Annotated in this window: 22 protein-coding genes; 1 reads left to right on the forward strand and 21 read right to left on the reverse strand. The window is 33.7% G+C overall.

Going from position 1 to position 25457, the window contains the following annotated elements; translation table 11 throughout:
• Positions 1 to 5: 5 nt before the first annotated feature.
• The 8 genes from MUA37_RS08000 to MUA37_RS08035 form a co-directional block, all read right to left on the reverse strand.
• The gene (locus tag MUA37_RS08000; protein WP_021458841.1) at positions 6 to 374 is read right to left on the reverse strand and encodes a YlbF family regulator; all 369 of its coding nucleotides are present in this window, start codon (positions 372 to 374) and stop codon (positions 6 to 8) included.
• The gene (miaB, locus tag MUA37_RS08005; protein ID WP_021458842.1) at positions 374 to 1927 is read right to left on the reverse strand and encodes a tRNA (N6-isopentenyl adenosine(37)-C2)-methylthiotransferase MiaB; all 1554 of its coding nucleotides are present in this window, start codon (positions 1925 to 1927) and stop codon (positions 374 to 376) included. Before miaB ends, MUA37_RS08000 begins: the two co-directional genes overlap by 1 nt.
• A 349-nt stretch (positions 1928 to 2276) precedes the next feature.
• On the reverse strand, positions 2277 to 2573 hold the full coding sequence (locus MUA37_RS08010; RefSeq protein ID WP_002511018.1) for a thiamine-binding protein: 297 nt from the start codon (positions 2571 to 2573) through the stop codon (positions 2277 to 2279).
• Between the two features lie 150 nt (positions 2574 to 2723).
• Positions 2724 to 3347: a poly-gamma-glutamate hydrolase family protein gene (locus MUA37_RS08015; protein WP_204171800.1), complete on the reverse strand. Its 624-nt coding sequence runs from the start codon at positions 3345 to 3347 to the stop codon at positions 2724 to 2726.
• 54 nt (positions 3348 to 3401) lie between these two features.
• Entirely contained in the window at positions 3402 to 4022 is a 621-nt protein-coding gene (locus tag MUA37_RS08020; RefSeq protein ID WP_002511016.1) for a poly-gamma-glutamate hydrolase family protein, read from the reverse strand.
• A gap of 228 nt (positions 4023 to 4250) precedes the next feature.
• Entirely contained in the window at positions 4251 to 5117 is an 867-nt protein-coding gene (locus MUA37_RS08025) for a 2-oxoacid:ferredoxin oxidoreductase subunit beta (RefSeq protein WP_002511015.1), read from the reverse strand.
• A complete protein-coding gene (locus MUA37_RS08030; RefSeq protein WP_021458844.1) occupies positions 5118 to 6878 on the reverse strand; it encodes a 2-oxoacid:acceptor oxidoreductase subunit alpha in 1761 nt (586 codons plus the stop codon).
• Between the two features lie 112 nt (positions 6879 to 6990).
• Positions 6991 to 7782, reverse strand: a complete 792-nt coding sequence (locus MUA37_RS08035) for a TIGR00282 family metallophosphoesterase (protein WP_002511014.1) — start codon at positions 7780 to 7782, stop codon at positions 6991 to 6993.
• A 161-nt stretch (positions 7783 to 7943) separates the two neighbouring features.
• On the opposite strand from MUA37_RS08035, the gene MUA37_RS08040 reads away from it, so the two are divergent.
• Positions 7944 to 8159, forward strand: coding sequence for a hypothetical protein (locus MUA37_RS08040; protein WP_002511013.1), 216 nt, complete (start codon positions 7944 to 7946; stop codon positions 8157 to 8159).
• A 77-nt stretch (positions 8160 to 8236) separates the two neighbouring features.
• Here MUA37_RS08040 and rny read toward each other — a convergent pair whose 3' ends face one another.
• The 13 genes from rny to pnp form a co-directional block, all read right to left on the reverse strand.
• Positions 8237 to 9796, reverse strand: a complete 1560-nt coding sequence (rny, locus tag MUA37_RS08045; RefSeq protein ID WP_002511012.1) for a ribonuclease Y — start codon at positions 9794 to 9796, stop codon at positions 8237 to 8239.
• A gap of 398 nt (positions 9797 to 10194) precedes the next feature.
• Positions 10195 to 11247, reverse strand: coding sequence for a recombinase RecA (recA, locus tag MUA37_RS08050; protein WP_002511011.1), 1053 nt, complete (start codon positions 11245 to 11247; stop codon positions 10195 to 10197).
• A 153-nt stretch (positions 11248 to 11400) separates the two neighbouring features.
• Positions 11401 to 12549, reverse strand: a complete 1149-nt coding sequence (locus tag MUA37_RS08055; protein WP_262624480.1) for a CinA family nicotinamide mononucleotide deamidase-related protein — start codon at positions 12547 to 12549, stop codon at positions 11401 to 11403.
• A 139-nt stretch (positions 12550 to 12688) separates the two neighbouring features.
• Positions 12689 to 13267, reverse strand: a complete 579-nt coding sequence (pgsA, locus tag MUA37_RS08060; RefSeq protein WP_002511009.1) for a CDP-diacylglycerol--glycerol-3-phosphate 3-phosphatidyltransferase — start codon at positions 13265 to 13267, stop codon at positions 12689 to 12691.
• A 44-nt stretch (positions 13268 to 13311) separates the two neighbouring features.
• On the reverse strand, positions 13312 to 13704 hold the full coding sequence (locus MUA37_RS08065; protein WP_002511008.1) for a helix-turn-helix domain-containing protein: 393 nt from the start codon (positions 13702 to 13704) through the stop codon (positions 13312 to 13314).
• A gap of 33 nt (positions 13705 to 13737) precedes the next feature.
• Positions 13738 to 14568, reverse strand: a complete 831-nt coding sequence (locus MUA37_RS08070; protein WP_002511007.1) for a DUF3388 domain-containing protein — start codon at positions 14566 to 14568, stop codon at positions 13738 to 13740.
• A 137-nt stretch (positions 14569 to 14705) separates the two neighbouring features.
• Positions 14706 to 15410: an elongation factor P 5-aminopentanone reductase gene (gene ymfI / locus MUA37_RS08075; RefSeq protein WP_142019684.1), complete on the reverse strand. Its 705-nt coding sequence runs from the start codon at positions 15408 to 15410 to the stop codon at positions 14706 to 14708.
• A 3-nt stretch (positions 15411 to 15413) separates the two neighbouring features.
• Positions 15414 to 16700: an EF-P 5-aminopentanol modification-associated protein YfmH gene (yfmH, locus tag MUA37_RS08080; protein ID WP_021458845.1), complete on the reverse strand. Its 1287-nt coding sequence runs from the start codon at positions 16698 to 16700 to the stop codon at positions 15414 to 15416.
• On the reverse strand, positions 16700 to 17965 hold the full coding sequence (gene yfmF / locus MUA37_RS08085) for an EF-P 5-aminopentanol modification-associated protein YfmF (protein ID WP_002511004.1): 1266 nt from the start codon (positions 17963 to 17965) through the stop codon (positions 16700 to 16702). The genes yfmH and yfmF overlap by 1 nt, the downstream gene beginning before the upstream one ends.
• A 26-nt stretch (positions 17966 to 17991) precedes the next feature.
• A complete protein-coding gene (locus MUA37_RS08090; protein WP_002511003.1) occupies positions 17992 to 18705 on the reverse strand; it encodes a GntR family transcriptional regulator in 714 nt (237 codons plus the stop codon).
• A gap of 2 nt (positions 18706 to 18707) precedes the next feature.
• Complete coding sequence (locus MUA37_RS08095; protein ID WP_002511002.1) at positions 18708 to 21119, reverse strand: DNA translocase FtsK; 2412 nt, start codon at positions 21117 to 21119, stop codon at positions 18708 to 18710.
• Between the two features lie 229 nt (positions 21120 to 21348).
• A complete protein-coding gene (gene rnjB / locus MUA37_RS08100; RefSeq protein ID WP_262624481.1) occupies positions 21349 to 23022 on the reverse strand; it encodes a ribonuclease J2 in 1674 nt (557 codons plus the stop codon).
• Between the two features lie 225 nt (positions 23023 to 23247).
• Positions 23248 to 25347, reverse strand: coding sequence for a polyribonucleotide nucleotidyltransferase (gene pnp / locus MUA37_RS08105; protein WP_002511000.1), 2100 nt, complete (start codon positions 25345 to 25347; stop codon positions 23248 to 23250).
• Positions 25348 to 25457 lie beyond the last annotated feature (110 nt).

A 25457-nucleotide genomic window follows, 5' to 3' on the forward strand; every position in this document is an offset into this window, starting at 1 on the left:
ACTTATTACTTTTGGTTGTTAGTTGAATCATTTAATTGGTTCAACTCATCTTCCATCGTGCTAATCATCATTTGCAATAAATCATTAGCATCATATTGCAATGAACGAAATTCTTCAACTATCGGCATAGTATTAATAATTGATTCAATGTCACTAATTTTATCTTCAGATTGTTTTAATGCATTCATTTTACCATAGTTATGCAAATTCACTGATTGCTTTTGGTTTTTCTTTAATTCTTGCATTTTTGATTCGATTTGATCATTTTGATGAATTTGGCGTTCCACCTGTTGATAGTCTTTAACTGTGTCTAAATCTTGAATTTGTTGGACAATGAAATCCGTTTCGGTTAATATTTGCTCTTTATTATACACTATGGCATCACCACTGTTTTTTGAGTTTGTTGTACAAACGTACCATTCAATGAGTATTGTTTCGCTTCGTCAATTTTTACATCTACAATTTTACCAATCATTGATTTGGGTGCTTTAAAGTTAACTAATTTGTTTTTATCAGTATAACCTGATAAAACAGTATCATCTCTTTTACTTGTACCTTCGCATAATACTTGAACTATTTCACCTTCGTATTTACTCATAGCACGTTCTGAGTAATATGACACTTTTTTATTCAATGCTTGTAAACGTGCTTTTTTCACATCTTGTGGTACATTATCTTTCATTTTAGCTGCCGGAGTACCATCTCTTTGAGAGTATATATACGTATAAGCATGTTCAAATTCAACTTCATCATATAACGACAATGTTTCTTCGAATTGTGCTTCAGTTTCATTCGGATAACCTACAATAATATCTGTTGTTAAAGCGATATCTGGAATCGCTGTTTTAATTTTATTCACTAATTCTAGATAGCTTTCGCGTGTATATTTACGTCCCATTATTTTCAATACTGCATCATTACCAGATTGTACTGGTAAATGAATATGTGGAACAATATTTCCACCTTTAGCAATAATATCAATCATGCGATCTGTAAAATCCCATGGGTGACTAGTCGTAAATCGGACACGAGGTATATCAATTTTAGAAATATCTTCTAATAAATCTCCAAGACCATAGTCAATTCCTTCGATATCTTTGCCATAAGAGTTAACATTTTGACCTAATAATGTGATTTCTTGATAGCCTTCTCTAGCTAAGCCTCTCACTTCTTCAATTATATCTTCTGGTCGTCTACTGCGTTCTTTACCACGAGTAAAAGGTACAATACAGTAAGTACAGAATTTATCACATCCATACATAATATTAACCCAAGCTTTAATATTACCTGCACGTACTTTAGGCAAGTTTTCTACTACATCGCCTTCTTTTGACCACACTTCAACAACCATAGCTTTTGATAAATATGCCTCTTCTAAAATGGCAGGTAAACGATGAATATTATGTGTGCCAAAAATCATATCAACATTTTGATAAGATTTTAAAATTTTATTTACTACAGATTCCTCTTGAGACATACAGCCACATACACCTATTAAGGCATCTGGGCGTTCTCGTTTTAAATGTTTAAGGTTACCTATTTCACTAAATACTTTATTTTCCGCATTTTCACGTATCGCACAAGTATTTATTAATATAACATCAGCTGTATTGATATCATCAGTTGCTTGATAACCTAAGGCACTTAAAATTCCAGCCATAACTTCTGTATCGTGTGCATTCATCTGACAACCATATGTTTTGATTAAAAAGGTACGTCCTAACCCCATATTTCTATATTTTTCTTCAATTTTAAAATCGTCGTTATATTGTACTGATTGCTTACCACGTTTTTTAGCTTCTTTTAAACTTGGTGGCTGATAAACATGTTCAAAATATTTACTATAATCTTTCGTTTCTTTCTCTGCTTTCTTATCGCGCTCATCTAAAATGTTTATAGATGATTGCTTTCTTTGCTCTTCATTCACTTAAAAAACCCTTTCTGTAGCCAAAGTGTTTATGAGTTTGTTTAGTGAAATATTACTAGGTGCTATAACACCGTTATAACACCTAAATCGTTTATAATATAGTTAATTATAATTTCACATATTGACTTGTGCCTAAAAGTAGTCTACGCCCACATTTGTTACAATTAGCGCACTTCATTAACGTTAAAACTCAATACACTTTATACATGCCCTTAATCATTCTTTTATTATATTAAATGTCGTCCACTTATGCAAAATGAATTATCAGCTACTCATTTATACATTAATACTACACTGCGCGTATTTGTCTATTACTCACTAAAGTAAAATGCTTATCTTTACTTGCTGTTTAAACTTCATCATATTTTCCTGTTAACGTCTCAATCGTAATGCCCTCTGGTGCATGATAAAATTTCACTTGACTTATAATACTAGGAACTTCTAATTCTACCATACGATCATTCAGTTTTTGCAATAATATTAAGCATTCATTCATATCCCCTTGCACTGTCGTATCAAGTGGTCCAACTCTATAATCAAGTCCTGAATCGTCTATGACTTTTATTGCTTCATCAACATATGGGATAACATCTTCTCCATTTGGCGTTTTTGGTATAATTTGAACACTCATTAACGTATCATCCATATCATTAACCCCTCTCAAAACAGTAATATTCTTCTCCAGTGTACCAAATAAGCAGATTGAGTAATAGCGCAAAACTCCTTTATTTTAGCAAGCCGTACTATGCTTACTTACAGTTCTATATTGACATAAATAATTCATTTTACACTAATATTATTTATTACTTGTTTCAATAGCTTTGATGATAGCATCTGCAAATGCATACATATGGTGATTCCAATTATCTCTACTTTCACGATGTTTTCTATTAAACTTATAATCTTTAAAAAAACTTTGTCTTAATGCTGTAGTTAATTCTAATTGCACTCCAGCATTTTGCTGTGTGTAATTAATAATATTATCATCTTGTTTACCCGATAGATGGTCAGGCGCTTTAGCTACTTTAAAGTTAGCTTTAGTTAACAACTGCTCAATTGAAGCCATAAGTGATTTGTCTTTACCACCAATATACACAATTGATTCATCACCTATACAACCATGAATTGCTACTGCTTGATACACTTTCGATACCATAACTTGCATAGTGGATTGATCGTAATGGCGAGAGGTGACATGTAATTCGACATTTTTTTGTCGTCGTAATCCTTTAAAAGTATAAAAGCTATAATGTCCTTTTTCTGCAATTAAATCACATACTTCTGTAGTTCCCGGTTCGATACCGCCACCGTGAATAGCTGCAATTAACACCGCTGATTTCACATCACGTGTTATGATGTCCCAATCCTTATTTTTAGTAGTTGCATTTTCTAATTCAGTCATTGTGCGAAATGTATCCATTAAAGGTACCCCCTTAGCAATAATAGACCGAATTAACACAATCGATATATTGCTTTATTCATATTGATAAACTTCAACTAGTGCCTGTGCGATTTGATACATAAACGGTGCCCAGTTATCTTTATTCACTCTATCTTGCTCTTTAAACTGACGATTCTTAAACAATGCTTTTCTAAATGCAACAGTTAATTCCAATTGGATACCTTGCTGGCGTTTACTTTGATTAACAAAGTTATCAGCATGCTTTCCCGCTATTGGCGATGGCGCATCTTTAACAACCACACCCTGAGCCGTTAATTTAGATTTAATTCGCTCAATATAAGTGCTATCTTTACCGCCAATATATATTTCTGGTTTGTCACCCATACACCCATGAATGGATAAAGCATGCTCCTTTTCTCTCACCATAGATAGTAATAATGGATCATCAAAATGATTCGCAGTCACGTGTAGTTCATGGTTTTTATTAGGGCGTATAGCATTAAAACTATAATAATCATAACCACCTAGTTGTGCAATCAATTGTGCAATTTCGCTCGTTCCTCTTTCAATTGCACCACCGTGTATAGCAGCTACAAGTACGTGACTGTCTCTATTTATTGTCTCAATTTCCCAATCTTCTTGAGCACTTGTTTGCTGAAATAGTTCAGTCATTGATGTATATTTATCTACCATAACTTGTGCTCCTTATATGTAATGTTTATTTGATTATACGAAATTTATTTCACATTAAAAAGAAGGAACGCAACTACAAAATCAATTTAATCGCGTTGATTTCATAGGTCGTTCCTATATTAGTAATATTTTAATTCATGTCATCACTATTCATTTATCTTTAGTAGCGATATTATACACAAATTTACTTGGGCATTTTTAAATAGTAAAATTCATCAATTCTTATTCTTAGACAAATTGCTCAATTAATTCATTGAATTGTGTTTCATCAATGTGAATATCTTTTTTAGCTAGTGACGTCTCACCTAGCTCGTCAATTTGCGATTCATAAGAAGGTGTTTCACTATCTTGATATACGATTCCTTTAACTAAAGATTCGTAAGCTAAAATATTACGCATTGCATTTTGCTTATCTGTAGCATCATAATCTTCGATATCTTCTATGCTCGTTAAATTTTCTTTAAACCAGTCATACGTATTAACTTTATTATATGTCACACATGGAGAAAACACATTGACAAAAGAAAATCCATCGTGGTTAATTGCATCTTCTATCATCTTCGTTAAACCTTTAATATCACTAGAAAATCCTTGTGCTACAAACGTCGCTCCAGAAGAGATAGCTAGCTCTAAAGGAGCTACATTTTGTTCAATATTACCTTTAGGTGTAGATTTAGTAATAAAACCAGGAGCGGATGATGGCGATGTTTGTCCTTTAGTCAAACCATAAATCTGGTTGTCCATAACTATATATGTCATATTCATATTTCGACGTAATGCATGTATTGTATGACCCATACCGATAGCATAACCATCACCATCGCCGCCAGATGCAATTACAGTCAAATCTTTATTTGCCATTTTCACGCCTTGTGCTAATGGTAATGAACGACCATGCACGCCATGTACACCGTATGCATTGATATAGCCTGATAAACGTCCAGAACAACCAATACCAGTAATAACTGCAACTTCCTCAGGTTCTAAACCAACATTTGCTGCTGCTTTTTGAATCGCAGCTTGCACTGAGAAATCTCCACATCCTGGACACCAATTGGGCTTCACATTGTTTCTAAAATCTTTAAATGTTGCCACTTAAACCAGCTCCTTTATTTCTTTAGCCACTGCTAAACCTTTTTCTTCTATTTCATGAGGTAAAAATGGTGTACCGTCATATTTAGTCTGGTTTACCAATTTATTACCTATATTCACATTCATTTTAATAATATTTGCTAACTGTCCTTGATAGTTGTGCTCAGCAATTATTACTTTTGATGCTTTATTTACTGCTTGCTGCACAAGTTCATTTGGGAAAGGATGTAATTGTCTGATTTGTAAATGATTTACTTTTATACCTTGCTGTTCTAAACGTTCTTTACCTTCAGCAATTGACCCTTTAGTTGATATAAATCCAATATATAAAATATCTGCTTCATCATGTTGTTCATCTATATCAACTGGATTATTAATGAGTAAATGTTGTGTTTTACGCATACGTTTTTCCATTTGTTGTTGTCTGTTATTAGCTGCTTCACTCGTTTTACCTTCTTCGTTATGCTCAACTCCAGTGACATGATGTATACCACCTTTCAAACCAGGAATCGGTCTAGGTGAAATACCACTTTCTGTTAAAGCATAGCGTTTAAAGTAGAGTTTATCATCTTCATCGCGTTCAATATCAGACTGTAATAAAGCGCCACGTTTAATTTCAATTTTATTATAATCTAAATGTTTTACTGTTTGTTTTCCTAATGATAATTGTAAATCACTTAAAACAATAACAGGACATTGATATTCCTCAGCTAAGTTAAATGCTTCAATAGTTAAATAGAAAGCATCTTCAGCGTCAGTAGGCGCAACAACAATCTTTGGTATATCTCCATGAGTACCATAAATCATTTGCATTAAGTCTGATTGTTCTTGCTTTGTCGGCAATCCTGTAGATGGACCACCACGTTGTGTATTAATAACCACAAATGGTGTTTCGGTCATACCTGACAATCCAATAGCTTCCATCATCAATGATAATCCCGGTCCGGCACTTGCTGTAAATGCACGCACTCCAGCATAATTGGAGCCAATTGCCATGTTAGCTGCAGCAATTTCATCTTCTGTTTGTACTACAGTTCCACCAACTTTTGGTAAATTGGCAATCATATACTCCATAATTTCTGATGCTGGTGTAATTGGATAAGCAGCCATAAATCTTGATCCTGCAGATAAAGCGCCTAAACCAATCGCATCATTACCAATCATATATAAATGCGGTTGCTCCGCAGTATCTGTTAATTCAAAATCACCAATTAATGTACTTTGTTGTTCTTGCATCAGGCGATAGCCTTCTTGCAATGCTTGAATATTCATTTCAACTACTTTATCGCCTTTTTTGCTAAACATGTTTGTAATTAAAGTTTCTATGACAGTAGTATCAATATTCATAATTGAACATGTAGCACCAATTGCTACCATATTTTTCATTAATGCAGTACCAAGTTCTTTCGCTGTTGCAGTAAATGGTAAATCTATGAGTTGCGCTCGACAATCTTCTGGTTTTTCTGGTTTAGCTTTACTGTCAGCTATAATAATGCTATCTTCTCTCATTTCATGATGATTGACTTCAATTGTTTCTTGGTCAAATGCAATGAGTAAATCTAAATCATCGCTAATAGCATGTACTGGTGTTGTTGATACTCGAATTTTATTATTTGTGTGACCGCCTTTAATACGACTTGAAAAATGACGATAGCCGTAGAGATAATATCCTTTACGATTCATAGCAGTGGCAAAAATTTCTCCTGTTGATTCAATTCCTTCGCCTTGCTGACCGCCCACTTTCCATGATATTTGTGATCTCATATCATCTTGCCTCCTAGTGGAAAAATAGTTCATATTTAATAATACCAAAAGAAACCACTCTATTACTATGTATAGAATGGTAGTTATTTAAATTCATACTAATGGACGATAGTTAGTTAAAGGGATGATCATCGTTGATTAACACACGCTCTATGTGCTTTGTACGTCCATTTTTATCTATATCTATTACTACACCTGATAACACGCTTCTACCATCATCTGGCAAGACGTGACGTTGTGGCAAACTTGTAATAAAACGAGTAATAACTTCATCTCTATTTATACCTAATATTCCATCATAATACCCTGTCATACCGACATCAGTAATATAACCCGTACCTTGAGGTAAAATTCTTTCGTCTGCAGTTTGTATGTGTGTATGTGTACCTACTACCGCACTAACTCGACCATCTAAATACCAACCCATAGCATTTTTTTCTGATGTTGTTTCAGCATGAAAATCTACAAAAATATAATCGGTAACTGCTTGAGCTTCTTTTATTAAGGCATCAGCTTTTTTAAATGGATCATCAATGTCCTGCATAAAGGCACGACCTTGTAAATTTATAATAGCTAATTTAATATCATTAATTTGAATAAAACGCATACCTACACCTGGTGCTTCATCAGGAAAGTTAGCTGGTCGGACCATTCTATTCGCTTCTTCTATAAAGTCATAAATTTGACGTTGACCATAAGTATGGTTTCCCATTGTTACAAAGTCTACACCTTCACGAAGCAATTGTTTATAAATCTTTTCAGTCAGACCTTTACCGTGTGCGGCATTTTCACCATTTACGATAGTTACAGTCGGTCTATATGTTTGTTTCAGTTTTGGTAAATATGTTGTTATGGCTTCACGTCCAATTTTGCCAACTATATCTCCAATAAATAATATTCTCATTACAAGTTCATCCTCTCATATTGTTAGTTTAATGTATATTAAACATATTGAAAAGGATTATAATTAAAATGATATAGTTAAATTTAGTTTTAAAATTTGGCTAAGTGGTATTTATATAAGTAGAGTATTGAAAACAAATATATAGGAGTTGTAAGTTATACATGTCAATTAACATTGATCCAGAAAAGTTTGCAAATTTAGTAGTTTCAGCCAATCCATCGAAAAGTGAGGATGCAGAAGACATTGCAAAAGACAGTCTTGAATTATATATCAATGCATATCGTTTAGCTGAAAGGTACGCTAATCTTTCTACAAATTGTTACGATACGGCAGAAGTAATCCAAGAAGTTAAAGTTACTGATCTGGAATTAAGTTAGTATCCATATACTTTTTAGTACAATTTAGAAAGCATATTGATATTAATAAAAAACGGTCGCCTTAAAGGCAACCGTTTTTATTTTGCATACTCAATTGCTCTAGTCTCACGAACAACTGTCACTTTTATATGACCAGGATATTGAAGTTCATCTTCAATTTGGCTCTTTATATCTCTTGCTAAGCGATGTGATTTTAAGTCGTCTATAGCATCTGGTGAAACAATAACTCGAATCTCTCTACCAGCTTGAATTGCGAATGCTTTATCTACGCCATCATAGCTTTCCGATAACGTCTCTAAGCGCTCTAATCTTCTAATATAGTTTTCTAAAGTTTCTTTACGAGCACCAGGTCTTGCAGCAGATAATGCATCAGCAGCAGCTACTAGAATAGAAATAATAGATGTTGGTTCAACATCTCCATGGTGTGAATGAATAGCATTAACCACTGTTTCAGTTTCATTATATTTTTTAGCCAATTCAACACCAATTTCTACGTGGCTACCTTCTACTTCATGATCGATGGCTTTACCAACATCATGCAATAAGCCAGCTCTTTTGGCTAAAGTTATATCTTCTCCTAATTCAGCAGCAAGCATGCCACTTAAATGTGCCACTTCAATTGAATGTTTTAACACATTTTGTCCATAACTCGTGCGGTATTGTAAACGACCTAAGATTTTAACTAAATCTGGATGCATATTGTGTACATTTATTTCAAATGTCGCTTGTTCACCTGCATCACGTATAATATCATCTACTTCTTTCCGAGCTTTATCCACCATATCTTCAATGCGTCCTGGGTGTATTCTACCATCAGAAACGAGATTGACTAATGCTGTTCTAGCAATTTCACGTCTGATTGGATCAAATCCTGATAGTATAACTGCTTCTGGTGTGTCATCGATAATTAAATCAATACCAGTAAGTGTCTCGAGTGTTCTAATATTTCTACCCTCTCTACCAATGATCCGTCCTTTCATTTCATCGTTAGGTAAATTAACAACCGATACTGTAGATTCTGAAGTATGTTCTGCAGCTAGTCGTTGTACCGTTGTTGCTAATAACTCTTTTGCATTTTTATCGACTTTTTCTTTGGCTTCTTTCTCTTTTTCCTTAACAAGTATTGCAATATCTTGTGACAATTCGTCTTCAACTCGTTTAAGTTGCTCATTAGCTGCTTCTTCTTGAGTGAGACCAGAGATGCGTTCTAATTCTTGTTCATGTTTATTTATTAATGATTGAACACTACTCTCTTTTGCATCTACTTGTTGTTGTCTTTCTTCAAGTTTAGATTCTTTTTGCTCTAAAATTTCATCTTTTTTATCAAGCAAATCAGATTTACGCTCTAAATTTTCTTCTTTTTGAAGTAGGCGACTTTCTTGCCTTTGAAGTTCTCCTCGTCGTTCACGAAGTTCATTTTCACTTTGTTCTTTTAACAACTGATTTTCTTCTTTGGCTTCAAGCAGTTTTTCCTTTTTTAGGTTTTCAGCTTCTTTATTCGCCTGATCGATGATATCTTCGGCAGTTTGTCTTGCTTGTAATTGCTTTTGATGTAGCAATTTACGGGCACTAAAATACCCTACAACAACTCCCAGAATAATACCTAGCAAAATGAGTAGGAGGTCTAATAAATTCACATAAACACCCCCCTTTTTCTAGGATTTGCTCTTTATATCAAAATAAATATGATTTTAATGAATTATATAACAATCATACAGTCCAATTGTACGTTTTAAAACTAAGAAGTGTCAAGATATCGAACTACAATTATATAATTTCAATTAACAGAGATTTTAATACTATATTAAAATAATTTATACATAATAATATGTATATTTAGATTATAACAAACTTTACAAATGATAACAGTCTAAATTTTCCATTGTTAATTAATAATTAGGATAAAAAATCATATTCTGTTTAATTTTATCTAGTGCTCAAGTGTGCAGTTGTAATTGATTACCAAAAAAGCTGTATAACAACAATATTTTGAGTTATACAGCTTACTTTAAAAAATTATTTATTTTAATTTCAACTATTCTTCATCGAATAAATTCGGTGTTGCTTCTTCGGATTCTTCGGTTTCTTCGATATCACCATCAAAAATACCTAATTTTTCACGTAATTTTTGATCAATATCCTTTTTAATTTCAGGGTTTTCTTTTAGATAAGTTTTTACATTTTCCTTACCTTGACCCATACGCTCTCCATTATATGAATACCATGCGCCTGACTTATCGACGATATCATTTTCAACACCTAAATCGATAAGTTCACCTTCTTTAGAAATACCTTTCCCGTACATAATATCAACTTCTGCTACTCTGAAAGGAGGTGCCACTTTATTTTTAACAACTTTAATTTTTGTTCTATTACCTACAATGTCTTGACCTTGTTTTAATTGCTCTGCACGACGTACTTCTAAACGCACTGAACTGTAGAATTTCAATGCACGTCCACCAGGTGTTGTTTCAGGATTACCGAACATAACGCCTACTTTTTCACGGATTTGGTTAATAAATACTGCAGTAGTGTTAGATTTAGAAATTGCCCCTGATAGTTTACGTAACGCTTGAGACATTAATCTTGCTTGTAAGCCTACATGAGTATCTCCCATTTCACCTTCAATTTCAGCTTTTGGCGTTAATGCTGCAACTGAGTCTACTACTACGATATCTACCGCACCACTTCTAACAAAAGCCTCTGCGATTTCAAGACCTTGTTCTCCGTGGTCAGGTTGTGATAAATATAAATTATCAATATCGACACCTAAAGCTTCAGCATAAACAGGGTCAAGTGCGTGTTCGGCATCGATAAATGCTGCAATTCCACCATTTCTTTGTACTTCAGCTATAGCATGTAATGCAACAGTCGTTTTACCTGAACTTTCTGGTCCATAGATTTCAATAATTCTTCCTTTAGGATAACCACCTACTCCTAAGGCATTATCCAATGTTACAGAACCACTTGAAACACTTGATACTCTGCGAGCTTTATTGTCGCCTAATTTCATCACTGAACCTTTACCAAATGATTTTTCCATATTTTTTATAACTGTATCTAAAGCTTTTTGACGTTCGTTATCCAATGTTGGACCTCCTAAATGAGTTTCATCTCAATTAATTATCTTAATCACACTATACAATCTATTTATCGTTTTTTCAAGTATTTTGCGAATATTTGTTCGTATTATGTTCGTTATGTTCAAAAATATCGAACATGCGTGCTTAATAACGCTATTTTAAAGTTTTTTAATATAAGTTAACAACCGTATTAATACTTGGTTCGGTGTACGCGATTTTAGTGTAACTTGTTGTGTTGCTACATTAAATGACTCGATATGCAATTGTTGATTTTTCAATATACCTATATAAACTTTATTTTGATGACGCAATACTGCTACACCTATTTGGGTATTATATAGTTTTTGAACGCTTGTTGTCGCAACTGTTAATTGCTCTGTTATTGACTTGGTACTGTCGATAAATTGTGGTGCATGAATAAGTACCCCTTGCAACAATTGATCACAATTATAATCACTCATTTGGCTATATAGAAGCCCTTCAGTCACGCCATCATAAAGTGCAAATGAGTGAGTAATTTGTTGCATAAATGCTTCTGCTAATGTAATTTCATTAGAGCCATAGTAATAATCACCTAGTCGGTTTAATATTTCTTGTTTGATAGGTGCTATTAAGGCAACACATTCAGCTTTTGAATGTGCATTGGCAGTTAATCTGATATTGACTTCATGCGAACCAGCTAATGGGGCAATTGTTGGATTGCTTTGATTATCTATTAAGTCCATAAGCTCCGTTTCCACTCTTGACTCACCTATTCCCGCAAACCTTAACGATTCAGAATAAATACTTTTTTCTCCATCTAGAAAATACGGCAATAATTCATTCTTAGCCATAGGTTGCATTTCTTTAGGTGGACCTGGTAATAGCACTACTTTTTTATCGTTGTAATCTACTAACATTCCAGGCGCCATACCTACTTTATTAGCTAACACTTTTGAACCTTCAATAACTAGCGCTTGTTGTTTATTATTTGGGGTCATTACTTGTTGATGTTGTGCAAAAAATTGTTCAATATAGTTCATTGCGTTTTGATCAGTTACAAGTTCACGGTTAAGTAACTGCGCTACAGTATGTTTTGTTAAATCATCTTTAGTTGGACCTAAACCGCCAGTCAAAACGACAGCATCATAATTGTCTAAAGCATGTTTTACTACACGCGTTAAACGCTCTACATTATCACCAACCACCGTATGCTCAACTACACTATGACCAATATCATTAAACAATTTAGATAGATATTGACCATTGGTATTAGCGATTTGTCCTAATAATAATTCTGATCCGACTGCGATAATTGAAATTTGCACTGCTGTTCTTCCCCCTTGTCGAAAATGACACTATCAAATACTTGAATGTAATACACTTTATTATAAAACAAATGTTTCCTAAAAATCTAAAAAAAAGTTTGGATACAAGTTTCTTACTTGAGTTCCAAACTTTAACTTATTATTTTGCTTTAAAGACGTCTCGTCCTTTATAAAAATATTCGATACCTGATAATATAGTAAAGAATACTCCAATGTACAGTAATACTTGACCTAAAGGAAAACCAATCCAATTAGCTAATGGGTCACCTAATAAGATCCATACTAACGCTACCATTGTGACAGCTGTCTTTATTTTACCTAGTTGCCCTGCTGCGCTAACAAAACCTTGTTCAATTTGTAATAAACGTAATCCAGTTACTGCGAATTCACGAGCAATGATAATTATAGCTACTATTGAATTTGTTAAATCAATTTGTACTAATGCAACTAATGCTGCAGACACCAATAATTTGTCTGCTAATGGGTCTAAAAATTTCCCCATATTCGTTACTAATTGCCACTTGCGAGCTAAATAACCATCCACAAAGTCACTCAACGATGCAACAATAAATATTATTCCAGCAATTAGTAATTCTATTCTAATATTATATCCGCCTATTATAGACACTGAACCGAAACCAAAATCCGCTAATGCGAAAATTAAAAAAATCGGAATTAGTATAACTCTAAAAACGGTTATCCAATTCGGTATATTCATGTATAATCCTCATTTCTCTATTTAAATCTAACAATCAATACTTCTTACAACACAATGACCGCTGAAATCCATATTAATGCAGTAATTATAACGATAGCACTAATAACGACAATTAACTGTAGCGGTTCTTTATTTTTACTTCTATAAGTAGGCTTGTCTTCTTGCGCAAATGCATTAATGGTAACATCAATATTGTTATCTTGCTGTGGTATCTCTTCTTTATGCGCGGCTATTAGCTGTGTTGAATCAATATTCACAGCTTTAGCATATTTTTCAATAAAACCTTCAGCATAAGCAGAATTATATAATGCATCAAAATCATTATTTTCGATTAACTTTAACGTTGCTTGTTTAATTTGGGTTTTTGACTCTAATTCATACAGCGTCATACCAAGTCGTTCACGTCGACCTTTTAAAGTTTGTCCTATAGAGCTCATGGTTGTAGTCCTCCTCGACAGTAAAAGTACGTATTATTGAAAGAAACCAAAACCATCACCAAATCCGTTTTCATTAAAATCTAAATTATTTTTACTTTTTACGGTTTTCTTTTTCATTTCTTCATAATGAATTTCTTGGTCTTTATCTTCTCTTAACTCAATAATATAGTCAAAATCACTCATATTATATTCACTGGCCTCCACAAACAAATCTGGGTGCTCTACTACTTTGATAGCTGGTAAGCTCATAACTTCTTTAACTAAATCTTGATGTTTTTCACTTGATTCACGCGCAGTAACGGCACCATCAATAATATAAACATGATCCGAATCATATTCACCTTTGATGAGTGAACTTCTAACCGTTTGTTTAATTAGCGTGGAACTAATAAATAACCAACGTTTATGCGCACAAACACTACCGGCTACAATAGATTCTGTTTTCCCTACACGTGGCATTCCGCGAATACCGATTAGTTTATGACCTTCTTCCTTAAATAGCTCTGCCATAAAATCAACTAATAAACCTAAATCTTCACGTTCAAAGCGGAACGTTTTTTTATCGTCTGCATCTTGTTCTATGTATCTGCCATGACGAACTGCTAAACGATCTCTTAGTTCAGGTTGTCGTAATTTTGTAATTGAGATATCGTCTATTTCTGTCACAATGTTCTCAAATCTACTAACTTTTTCTAAGTTATCAGATTTAATAAGCAAACCTCTACGCGCTTGTTCAACACCATTTATAGTTACAATGCTAATACCCATCATACCTAATAAACTGGAAACGTCGCCTAATAAACCTGCTCTATTCATTGTAATTTCATATTCTAAATACCATTCTTTTTTTACTGGCACTGCCATAACTAAACACCCCTTAGTTTTCATGCATTACAACAACCGTAAATAAAACTGTAATAGCACACGCATCTATTAAAAAGTATAATTATATGAACATTATAACATTGAAACATAATAATTTGTAAATCAATATTAAGTACTTATAAGTACCAGGCTCCGTTTACTTTTTGAACTGTACCTGTCACACTTTTAGCCATTGGATGACATAAGTAGGCACAAGTATGTGCAATTTCATGTGGATCAATTAATCTCTGTTGTGGTAGTTCATTCACAATAGCAGATAATTCTTCGTCTGACCACACTGTAGACATATTACCACTAACAATGCCTGGTGATATAGCATTAACAGTAACTGACGTCATCGCTAATTCTTGACTTAGTGCTTTCACAAATCCTAACTGTGCACTTTTCATTGATGAATATACTGTTTCGAGACTGGCTCCTGTTTCTCCCCAGATAGATGAAATAACAATAATTCTGCCTTGTTCACTCATTCTTAATTGATCTACAAAATATCTAATAACACGGATACATTCTCTGACGTGAATGCGATAGCAACGATCAATCTCTTCATCACTAGTATCTTGAAGTTGACCATAAAGAGCTGTACCGCTAGCGTAAATCAAACAATCTATATTTTGTATAGATTGGAAAAGTTCTTCATATTGTGGACTTGCGGTTAAATCACATTGCACAAATTGTACTGGATAACCTTTGAATTGCCTTATTAAGGTCGATACCTCTGCACGATGATACTGCACAATTACCTCATATCCATCATCTAATAAACGTTGCACAATGGCTTTACCAATCGTACCTGAGCCACCAATTACTACAGCTTTCATAGTTTACTTCATCTCCAAACGACTATCAACCATCTGTTCTATATTCAAGCATGTTTGTACAGTACTGTTGACACTCTCTAATGTTATATTTTCAACAATATCCAATAAATCAAAGAGACTGACACCCTCAAAATATAATTTAGTATACTGGTTAGCGATGTACTCTGGTGAATTTAGACCTGTAATAAATTCTCCAATAAATTGTTTTTTCAACAATTCAAAAGCTTCTTCATCCACGAGTTGACCTTTTTTTTGTTCCAATTCTGTTAATAATAAATCTTTTAATTTATCAGGTTGTTGCGTGGCGCTCGTTATGATAGAAAAACTATATGTTGGTTCAAGTACAAATTGATAGCCGAAAGTATCATCTATTAATTCATCTGTAAGTAGTGATTGATAAAAATCAGTTTCTTCGCCAAATACTAATTCAAAAAATAAAGTCATTTCCAAATCTTTACGTACAAATTGCTCTGGTTGAAGATTAGTTAACGGATCATTTTTAAATCCTAACATGAGTCTAGGTGACTGTAATTTCATAGTTTCTGTTACGACTTTTTCGTTAACAGAAGCTTTTTCAACTAAAGGATCACGTTGAATAACTGGTTGCGCTTCTTTATCTCGTTTATCTTCATGTTCTGTAACGATTTGTTCAATAGCATTAGGCTCAACGTCACCTACAACAAATAGCACCATGTTTGATGGATGGTAAAATGTCTCATAACATAAATATAAATCATCTTTAGTAATATCGTAAATACTCTCAACACTACCTGCAATGTCAACTTTTATCGGATGTGAATCATACATAGCACGTAAAGTGTTAAACATTAATTTATATCCAGGTTGTTCTTGATACATTTTTATTTCTTCAGCGATAATACCTTTTTCTTTATCTACAGTCTCCTTAGTGAAATAAGGTGTTTCTACCATAGTTAATAAACGTTTAATATTTCGCTCAATATTATCTGTCGCACTAAATAAATAACTTGTACGATCAAAACTTGTAAAAGCATTAACTTGAGCATTATCCTCAGCAAACGCTGTAAATAAGTCTTCTTCTTCATTTTCAAATAATTTATGTTCTAAAAAATGTGCCACACCATCCGGCACTGTAACAAATTCATCTTGATTGTGCGGTTTAAATTTATTATCTAAAGAACCAAATTGTGTAGTGTATGTAACAAAGGTCTTTTGAAATCCTTGTTTTGGTATGACAAATAATTTCAAACCATTATTAAGGGTACTTTCAAAAACGCGTTCATCGATTTGTTGGTAATATTTTTCGCGCATTACGCTTCCCCTCCTTTTGTTAAAATATAAATAGTATTTAACGTCGCTGCATTCACTAACTCAATGATTTGTTCTCGTGTCACTTGCATAATAGCATCTACATACGATTGATCTGTCATATCCGTTGTTAATAACAGATTGTTATTCATCCGTTCAATAATACTTTTTGGTCGATCTTCACCTTCATGGCGCTGTGAAATAATAACTTTTTTCGCTAACTCAAGTTTTTCATCACTAAATTCTCCAAATTTGAACTTTTCAAATTCTTTAATGATGGTCTCTTGTGCAACTTGATATTTATCAGCTGAAACTCCACTTAAAACGAATAAATAGCCATTTTTTGTATCGAGTTGCGAATGAATAGAGTACGCTAAACTTTGTCGTTCCCTTACTTCATTAAATAATACGGATGATGGGTCACCACCGAACATCATATTAAAGACTACTAATGCAAAATATGCCTCACTACCATAAGTTACCGGAAATTCGAAGCCCATATTTAACTTGGCTTGATCGATTTCATCATATTCGATAATAACATTCGGCTTGTGTTCTGTAGCGACTGGTTCTACTGTTGCAAATGTATCAAAGTGAGATGGTTGAATTTGGAAATATTGCTGTATGTAATTCTTAACTTGTCGTTCATCTACATTACCAACAACATAAATTGCACAGAAATCATTAGTAATCATAGATTGATATGTATCATATAAACTTGCACTTGATATGTGAGCTATGTTTTCTACTTGTCCACTCGCTAATTGACTGTATGGTTGATCGCCAAACATGTTTTTCAATAAATTTAGAAAAGCGAGTTGTGACTTATTATCTTCTATAGCAGCTAATTTTTTTGTCAGCAAAGATTTTTCTTGTGCTAAAAATCCTTCATCAAATTGTTGATTAGTTATTAAGGGGTTCCAGATAATTTCTGTTAATAATTTTATGCCTTGTTCAAACAGTGGAGTAGTATCTTTGAGGTATTTTTCATTAACTAATTCTAATGAAATCGTAATAACATGTTTATCTTTAAATTTAGACACAAAACTATTAACATAAGCGCCATATAATTCTGATAAACGACGATTCAAGGCTTTATCTGACGGCCATTTTTTAGTTGCACGCATTAATAATTTACTTAAAATAGCGCGTTCAGTAACCGTATCTTGGTTTAAAGGGGCCATAAATTTTAATGTAATCGTAGTGGTTTTAAATTTCGAAGTTGGTAATACATTAATATGAAGATTGCTCGTTGACTTGTTATTCAAATTGTCATTCCCCGCTTTCTTTTTGCTTATAGTCTATTTCTTACCGTTTTAAACTTTACTAAACTACTTTTAAAATAATTAAATGAATAAAATACAGGATTATGTTCATTATCATAATGAATAAGCTTTAATAACATGAGTCCTTCATGTGGTGACGCATTTAAAATATCTGAAATATGTGGTTCATAACTAATTGCTTCTATTTCTGTTTCAGCATAACTAATTTTGCGTTTAGAATTTTGCTCGATGGCATTAATAATGGATTGATTATTTGTTTGATATTGATAACACGTCAATTCTGATGTGGGTACTTTATCTAAACAATACACCACAGGAAACTGGTTTGCTGTGCGAATACGTTCAATAATAGTAACCATTGTTTTTTCAGGTAACGTCAAATATTTTGCGTCTAATGATGTGGCTGGCTTTTCGTCTAAGCTGATAAATTCAGTACCTGCTTGATAGCCTTGATTCGTAATCATTTCACTAATACTTACTAATTCACCTAATGGATAGAAGAAAGGGTGTAGCGATTTAACGCTCACACCTTCTTCTAAATTATTAGTTAAGACTTGTTCAGTAATTAGTTCATCTACACCATCATAGACATCATCTGTTTTTACTTTTAAATCTCTAGCAATTGCTAAATTACTAGGTAGTTTTTCTCCATGTGCTAATTTACCTTCTTTAATTTGGTTAATTATCCATTCTTTCACTCTATAAACTGATGTTAATTCCATATTTACACCTCATCGTTATCTAAATCAACAAGTATTTGTCTTGGCTTACTGCCTTTTTGTGGTCCAATAACTTGGTTGTTCTCTAAATCATCCATCAATCTTGATGCCCTGTTATAACCAATTCTAAATTGTCGTTGGAGTAGTGATGTGCTTGCTTTTTGTTGTTCTATAACAAATAGATATGCCTCATCATAAAGTGGGTCTTCACTTTTCATTTCTGATTTTTCTACGGGTGCATCGGGCTCCATTTCCTTAACATAATTTGCTTTTTGTTGCTCCACAACATAATTAACAACTTCTTGCACTTCTTGGTCGCTTAAAAATGCACCTTGTACCCTTGTCCTTACCGAACCACCATTTGCTACATATAACATATCACCTTTACCTAATAATTTATCAGCACCGCCACTATCTATTATTGTTCTAGAGTCAGTTTGTGAACTAACAGCAAATGCAATTCTTGAAGGAATATTATTTTTAATAATCCCTGTAATGACATCAACTGAAGGTCTTTGTGTCGCAATAATTAAATGTATACCAGCAGCACGTGCCATTTGAGTAATACGTTGTATTGCATTTTCAACATCTTTTCCTGCAACCATCATTAAATCAGCTAACTCATCTACAATAACTACAATGTAAGGTAACTCAGCTTGTTTTTCATCTAGTTCTTGATTTTGACGTTTAATATATTCATTATAGCCTTCTATATTTCGTGTAGAAGAATGCTGGAATAAATCATAACGTCTTTCCATTTCTGCAACTACTTTTTCTAACGCTTGTGACGCTTTATGTGGATTCGTTACAACTGGTATTAATAAATGCGGAATTCCATTATATACATTTAATTCTACCATTTTTGGATCTATTAACATAAGTTTTACTTCGTGTGGTTTAGCATTCAACAATATACTGGTAATGATACCATTAATACATACTGATTTCCCACTACCAGTTGAACCAGCAACTAATAAATGCGGCATTTTATTTAATTCTACGGTAATAGGGTCGCCTGAAATATCTCTGCCCAATCCTACTTCCAATTTATTGCTAGCTGGAAATTTTTCATCTAATACTTCTTTTAAGGATACTAACGAAATTTTATCATTAGGTACTTCGATGCCGACTGCCGAACGACCTGGAATCGGCGCTTCAATACGAATATCTTTGGCTGCTAATGCTAGCGCAATATCGTTATGCAAGTTTACAATTTTACTTACTTTCACACCTTGCGCTGGTTGTATTTCATATTGAGTTACGGCTGGTCCAATTTTGATTTGTGTGACACGAGCATCTACACCAAAGTTTTTTAATGTAGTTTCTAACAATTGCCCTTTTTTCTGCACTTCAGCTTTAGATGTCGTTTTTTGTTTTGCCGGTTGATTTAGCAACGAAAGTGGCGGCACTTTATAAGCTTCGTTTTCTACTTCACCTGCTTCTGAAATCGAACCAGACAACTCACTATCGGTATTGTCCTCTACTTCTTCTTCAGTAGGCGCAAGTTGTTTTTGTTGTTTGTGCTTCTGACGTTCCTCTGTAGCTGACACATCATTTGTTAGAGTATCGCCATGCCCTTTAGGTTGTTTAGCTGTTGCTGTGTGCTCATCTTCATTATCACTATGTCCATAAATCGGAATTGCCGGTTGAGCTTTTTGAGATGCTTCATTAACTTCAGGTAAGTTTGATACATCTTTCAACTCTTCATTTTTCGCAGCTTGCTGTGCTTGTTTTTCAGCTTTCACACGCGCTTTTGCTTCTTTTTTAACTTTTTGTTGCTGTCTTTTTGCTTTTAGATTGTCGGATGCTGATTCACTTTTAACTTTCAAAGATTCTAAAAATAATTTCGAAACATCACGATGCTTTTGCTTTAATAAAAGGATACCGCTTGAAATTATAAGTAACAGTGTAACGATAATTACACCTACAATAGAAATTAATGGTATAAATAATTCCAATAAATAAAAGCCAATCAAGCCACCACCAAAATTTGGAAAATGTGAGTTTTCATAAGATTTATAGACAAAAGATAAGACTGGTTCTCTTTTCGATTGGCTATTATGAGTAAAGTGATATATCACTTGCATTAATAGAATCAAAGTAAACTGTAGCATCACTGCTCCAGTTGTTCTACGTGTTTTAGGAAGACCGCGATACAAAGTAATATAAACTGTAGCTATTAATATTAATATATACGTTAAGTATCTACTCGTACCTACAAGATAATTGAAAAAGCTATCAATCATTCGTCCAACAATGCCTAACTGAAAGGCTCCTAATATTGTTAAAATAGTGATGATTATCGCAAAGACATATTTTAACGCATTATCTTTTTGTTTCTTTTGTTGTTTTGTAGACTTTTTACGCGTCGTCGCTCCCTTTTTTCTTGTCGTCGCTCGTTTTTTGGTTTGTGCCAAAACTTTACACCTCTTTTAAAAAGTTGAAACTAATCTAAACATAGCACAATGCTAAAAACATCTACCATGCTCTATCTCACAATTAGCGTTATGAATAATAAGAAGAGGCAGAGACTACCTCCTACAGGTATAAACAGCTTTGTAGATTGACATTTTTATGCAATCCCAACCACTATTTTTACATGCTTATAAAGCATTAGCCTCAACCTCTTTTACTCATAGGTTTATATTAAATTTCCGAAATAACTGGAATAATCATCGGGCGTCTTTTCGTACTTTCAAACAATAGCTTGCTAATTTGATCACGCATATTTTGCTTGATTTCTGACCTTTCAATACGTTTTTCTAATAGTCCTTGCTCTACTATTTCACGTACTTTTTCTTCAGCTTCTTTAAGGAGTGCTTCACTTTCTCGCACGTAGACGAATCCACGTGATTGAATTTCAGGACCCGCAGCAATACGTCTGTTTTTAGGATCTAGCGTAACAACAGCGATAAATATTCCATCTTCGGCTAATAAATGTCTATCTCGTAAGACGATGTTACCAACATCTCCTACACCAATACCATCAATAAGTACATTTCCTGAATTCACTTTTTCGTTAAGAATCATAGCTTCGCCATCATAATTAACGACATCACCTTTTTCCACTAAAAAGATTTTTTCAGGTTGCACGCCGGCTTCATTAGCTAATTTAGCATGTGCAATTTGCATTTTGAACTCACCGTTTACAGGAATGAAATATTCCGGTTTCATGATATTTATCATCATCTTTAATTCTTCCATACAGCCATGGCTTGATGCATGAATCTTTTTATTATTCGGTAAAATTTCAGCACCAGCTCGCACTAGCTCATTTAAAGTGTTGCCGATGATTACTTCCATATTTGCAGATGCTGTAATTGCTAAAAAGACAGAATCTCCAGGTTCAATGTTCATAATTTTATGTTTCTTTTGAGCCATTTGGCTTAACGCTTCAACTGGTTCACCTTGCATACCAGTTGCAATAATAATAACTTCATTCTTAGGATAGTTTTCCACTTCATTGATTGGGATTAACAAATCTTTGGGAATATCAAAATAGCCCATTTTTCTTGCTGTGTTAAATGAACTTTCTAATGAACGACCTAAGAATGACACTTTTCTGTTTAGTTTGCTTGCAACTGTAAGCACTTGTTGAATTCTAATGAAGTTAGAAGCATAACAAGAGACAATCAAACGACCTTTTACTTTTGTAAACGCGTCATACATATGAGACTCAATAACATTTTCTGGAGTATTGTATCCAGGTTTTTCAGCTTCCGTCGAATCACTGATTAAGGCAAAGACACCTTCGTCTCCAATTTCAGTCATACGTTTTAAGTCTGGTGCATAATGACCTTGTAAACTTTGATCAAATTTAAACTCTCCTGTATACACGATTGCACCATAAGATGTATGAATACATATACCTAAACTATCTGGAATACTATGCGCAGTGTTAAAGAAAGTGATATTTACCCCTTTGAAACGCATAATCGAATCATTATTAACAGTATAGTATCTTACTTTTTTATTAATATTACGTGCCTTCATATTTTCTTTTATTAATGCAATAGTCAACTTCGAACCATAAACGGGTGCATCAACTTGCTCAAGTACATATGTTACTGCACCAATGGCATGTTCGTGACCATGTGTTAAAAATATACCTTTTAACTTTTCTTTGTTTTCAATGACATACTGAATATCAGGAATAACAATATCTACACCTAACATTTCGTCTTCTGGAAACATTAATCCAGCATCTAACATAAACATTTCATCGTCTACTTCAACGATATACATATTTTTCGCAATTTCTCCAACTCCACCAAGGGGGATTATGCGAATATTGTTATTATTTTTCTTAATTAAACTCAAAATGGTACCTCCTAATTTTAATCCCCGACCATATATAATCTCATTTTATATTATAAGTTATATTAGGCTCTGTGTACACTATTAAAGTAATTTCCATGTTAAAAGTATCCTTACTTCTACTTTTTGTGACATAAAAAAAGAAACTAGTATTAACGTTATGTTTTTTGACAACTTTCAAAATGTGTATAATCAACACAACGTATACTAGTTTCTTGTTTATATAGATTATTTAGTTTCTAATACTTTATGAGAAGCATTTACTCTACCTTGTTTATCTATTTCAGTAACTTTAACTTTCAAAATGTCACCTAATGCTAATACATCTTCGACTTTATTAATGCGTTCTTGTGCAATTTGTGAAATGTGAACTAAAGCGTCTTTTCCGGCAAACAATTCTACAAAAGCACCATATTTTTCTATACGTTTAACTTTTGCGTCATAAATTTGTCCAACCTCAGCTTCGCGTGTAATATCTTCAATAATTGATTTTGCTTTATCAATAGCATTTTGATCGACTGCACCTATGAAAATTGTACCATCTTGTTCAATATCTAATTTAACACCTGTTTCATCAATAATTTCATTGATTTTTTTACCACCAGGCCCAATCACATCTCTAATTTTTGCTGGTTTAATTGTCATAGTGACAACTTTCGGAGCATATGCGCTTAACTCACTTCTTGGTGTATCGATTGTTTGTAACATGTGATCTAAGATTGCTAAACGACCTTCGCGTGCTTGTTCTAATGCTTCTTTAATGATTTCTTTTGTTAAACCATCAATTTTAATATCCATTTGTATTGCAGTGATACCTTCAGATGTACCTGCTACTTTAAAGTCCATATCCCCTAAAGCATCTTCCATACCTTGAATATCAGTTAAAATTGTATAACTATCGTCACGAGTTACTAATCCCATAGCTATACCAGCAACCGGTGCTTTAATTGGCACACCTGCATCCATTAAAGCAAGTGTAGAGCCACAAATTGATGCTTGTGAAGAAGAACCGTTCGATTCTAGTACTTCACTTACAATTCTTACCGTATAAGGGAAATCTTTAGGGTCTGGAATAATATGACTCAATGCTCTTTCGCCTAATGCACCGTGTCCGATTTCTCTTCTTCCCGGTGAACGTACTGGTCCAGTTTCTCCGACTGAATAGTTAGGGAAATTATAATGATGCATAAAGCGTTTCTCTGCTTCCTCACCTAATCCGTCAATAATTTGATATTCACTTAATGAACCTAATGTTAGTACAGAAAGTGCTTGCGTTTGTCCGCGTGTGAATAGCCCTGAACCGTGTGCTCTAGGTAACAAGCCTACTTCAGAATCTAATGGACGAATTTCGTCTGTTTTACGGCCATCCGGTCTGATTTTTTCTTCAGCAATTAATCGTCTTACTTCAGCTTTTACTAAATCATTTAAAATGCCTTGTACTTCTTTAATTAATGTCTCATTTTCTGGGTCTTCTTCATCTATAAATTGGTCGATCACTGCCGCTTTTAGCTCGTCTAATTTATCATCACGTTGTTGTTTATCAAATGTTAACACTGCTTGTTTTAGACCTTGTTCTTCAGTTAATTGAGTTACTTTGGCTATGAGTGAATCATCTTGTTCTGCTGGAATAAATTCTTTTTTCACTGGCTGAATGTAGTCAACAATTTCTTGTTGGAAAGCAACTAGACGTTGAATTTCTTCATGTCCAAAGAAGATAGCTTCTAGCATTTCTTCTTCAGTGATTTCACTTGCACCAGCTTCAACCATGTTCACTGCATCTTTATGACCAGCAACTTCTAAATCTAAACGTGAAACTGCTTTTTGTTCAACTGTTGGATTAATAATGTATTCTCCATCTATAAAGCCTACGTTAACACCTGCAATAGGTCCTTGGAATGGGATGTCAGAAACACTTAACGCTACTGATGAACCAATCATTGCCGCCATTTCTGGAGAACAATCTGGATCAGCACTAAGTACAGTGTTCATAATTTGAACATCATATTTATAACCTTTAGGAAATAGTGGACGGATAGGTCTATCTATTAATCTTGCTGTTAATGTAGCTTCATCACTCGGGCGACCTTCACGTTTTTTAAAGCCACCAGGAATTTTACCTGCTGCATACATTTTTTCTTCATAATTTACCATTAATGGGAAAAAATCTCCATCGCGCGGTTCTTTGGAAGCAACAGCAGTTGATAGTACAACTGTATCACCATAACGGACAAGTGCAGCGCCATTAGCTTGTTTCGCTAGTTGTCCTGTCTCTATTGTTAATGATCGATTCGCCCATTCAGTTTTAAAAACTTTTTTCTCTTGAGACATTATGAATCTCCTCTCCTATATCTATTACTTCTATCATATCATTTATTTAATTATTTTTATATTAGTCTAATGTTTTTTTATATTTCATTATGTAAATTTATACTTACATG

It is taken from the genome of Staphylococcus arlettae, from assembly GCF_025560845.1.
GTDB classification, from domain to species: domain Bacteria; phylum Bacillota; class Bacilli; order Staphylococcales; family Staphylococcaceae; genus Staphylococcus; species Staphylococcus arlettae.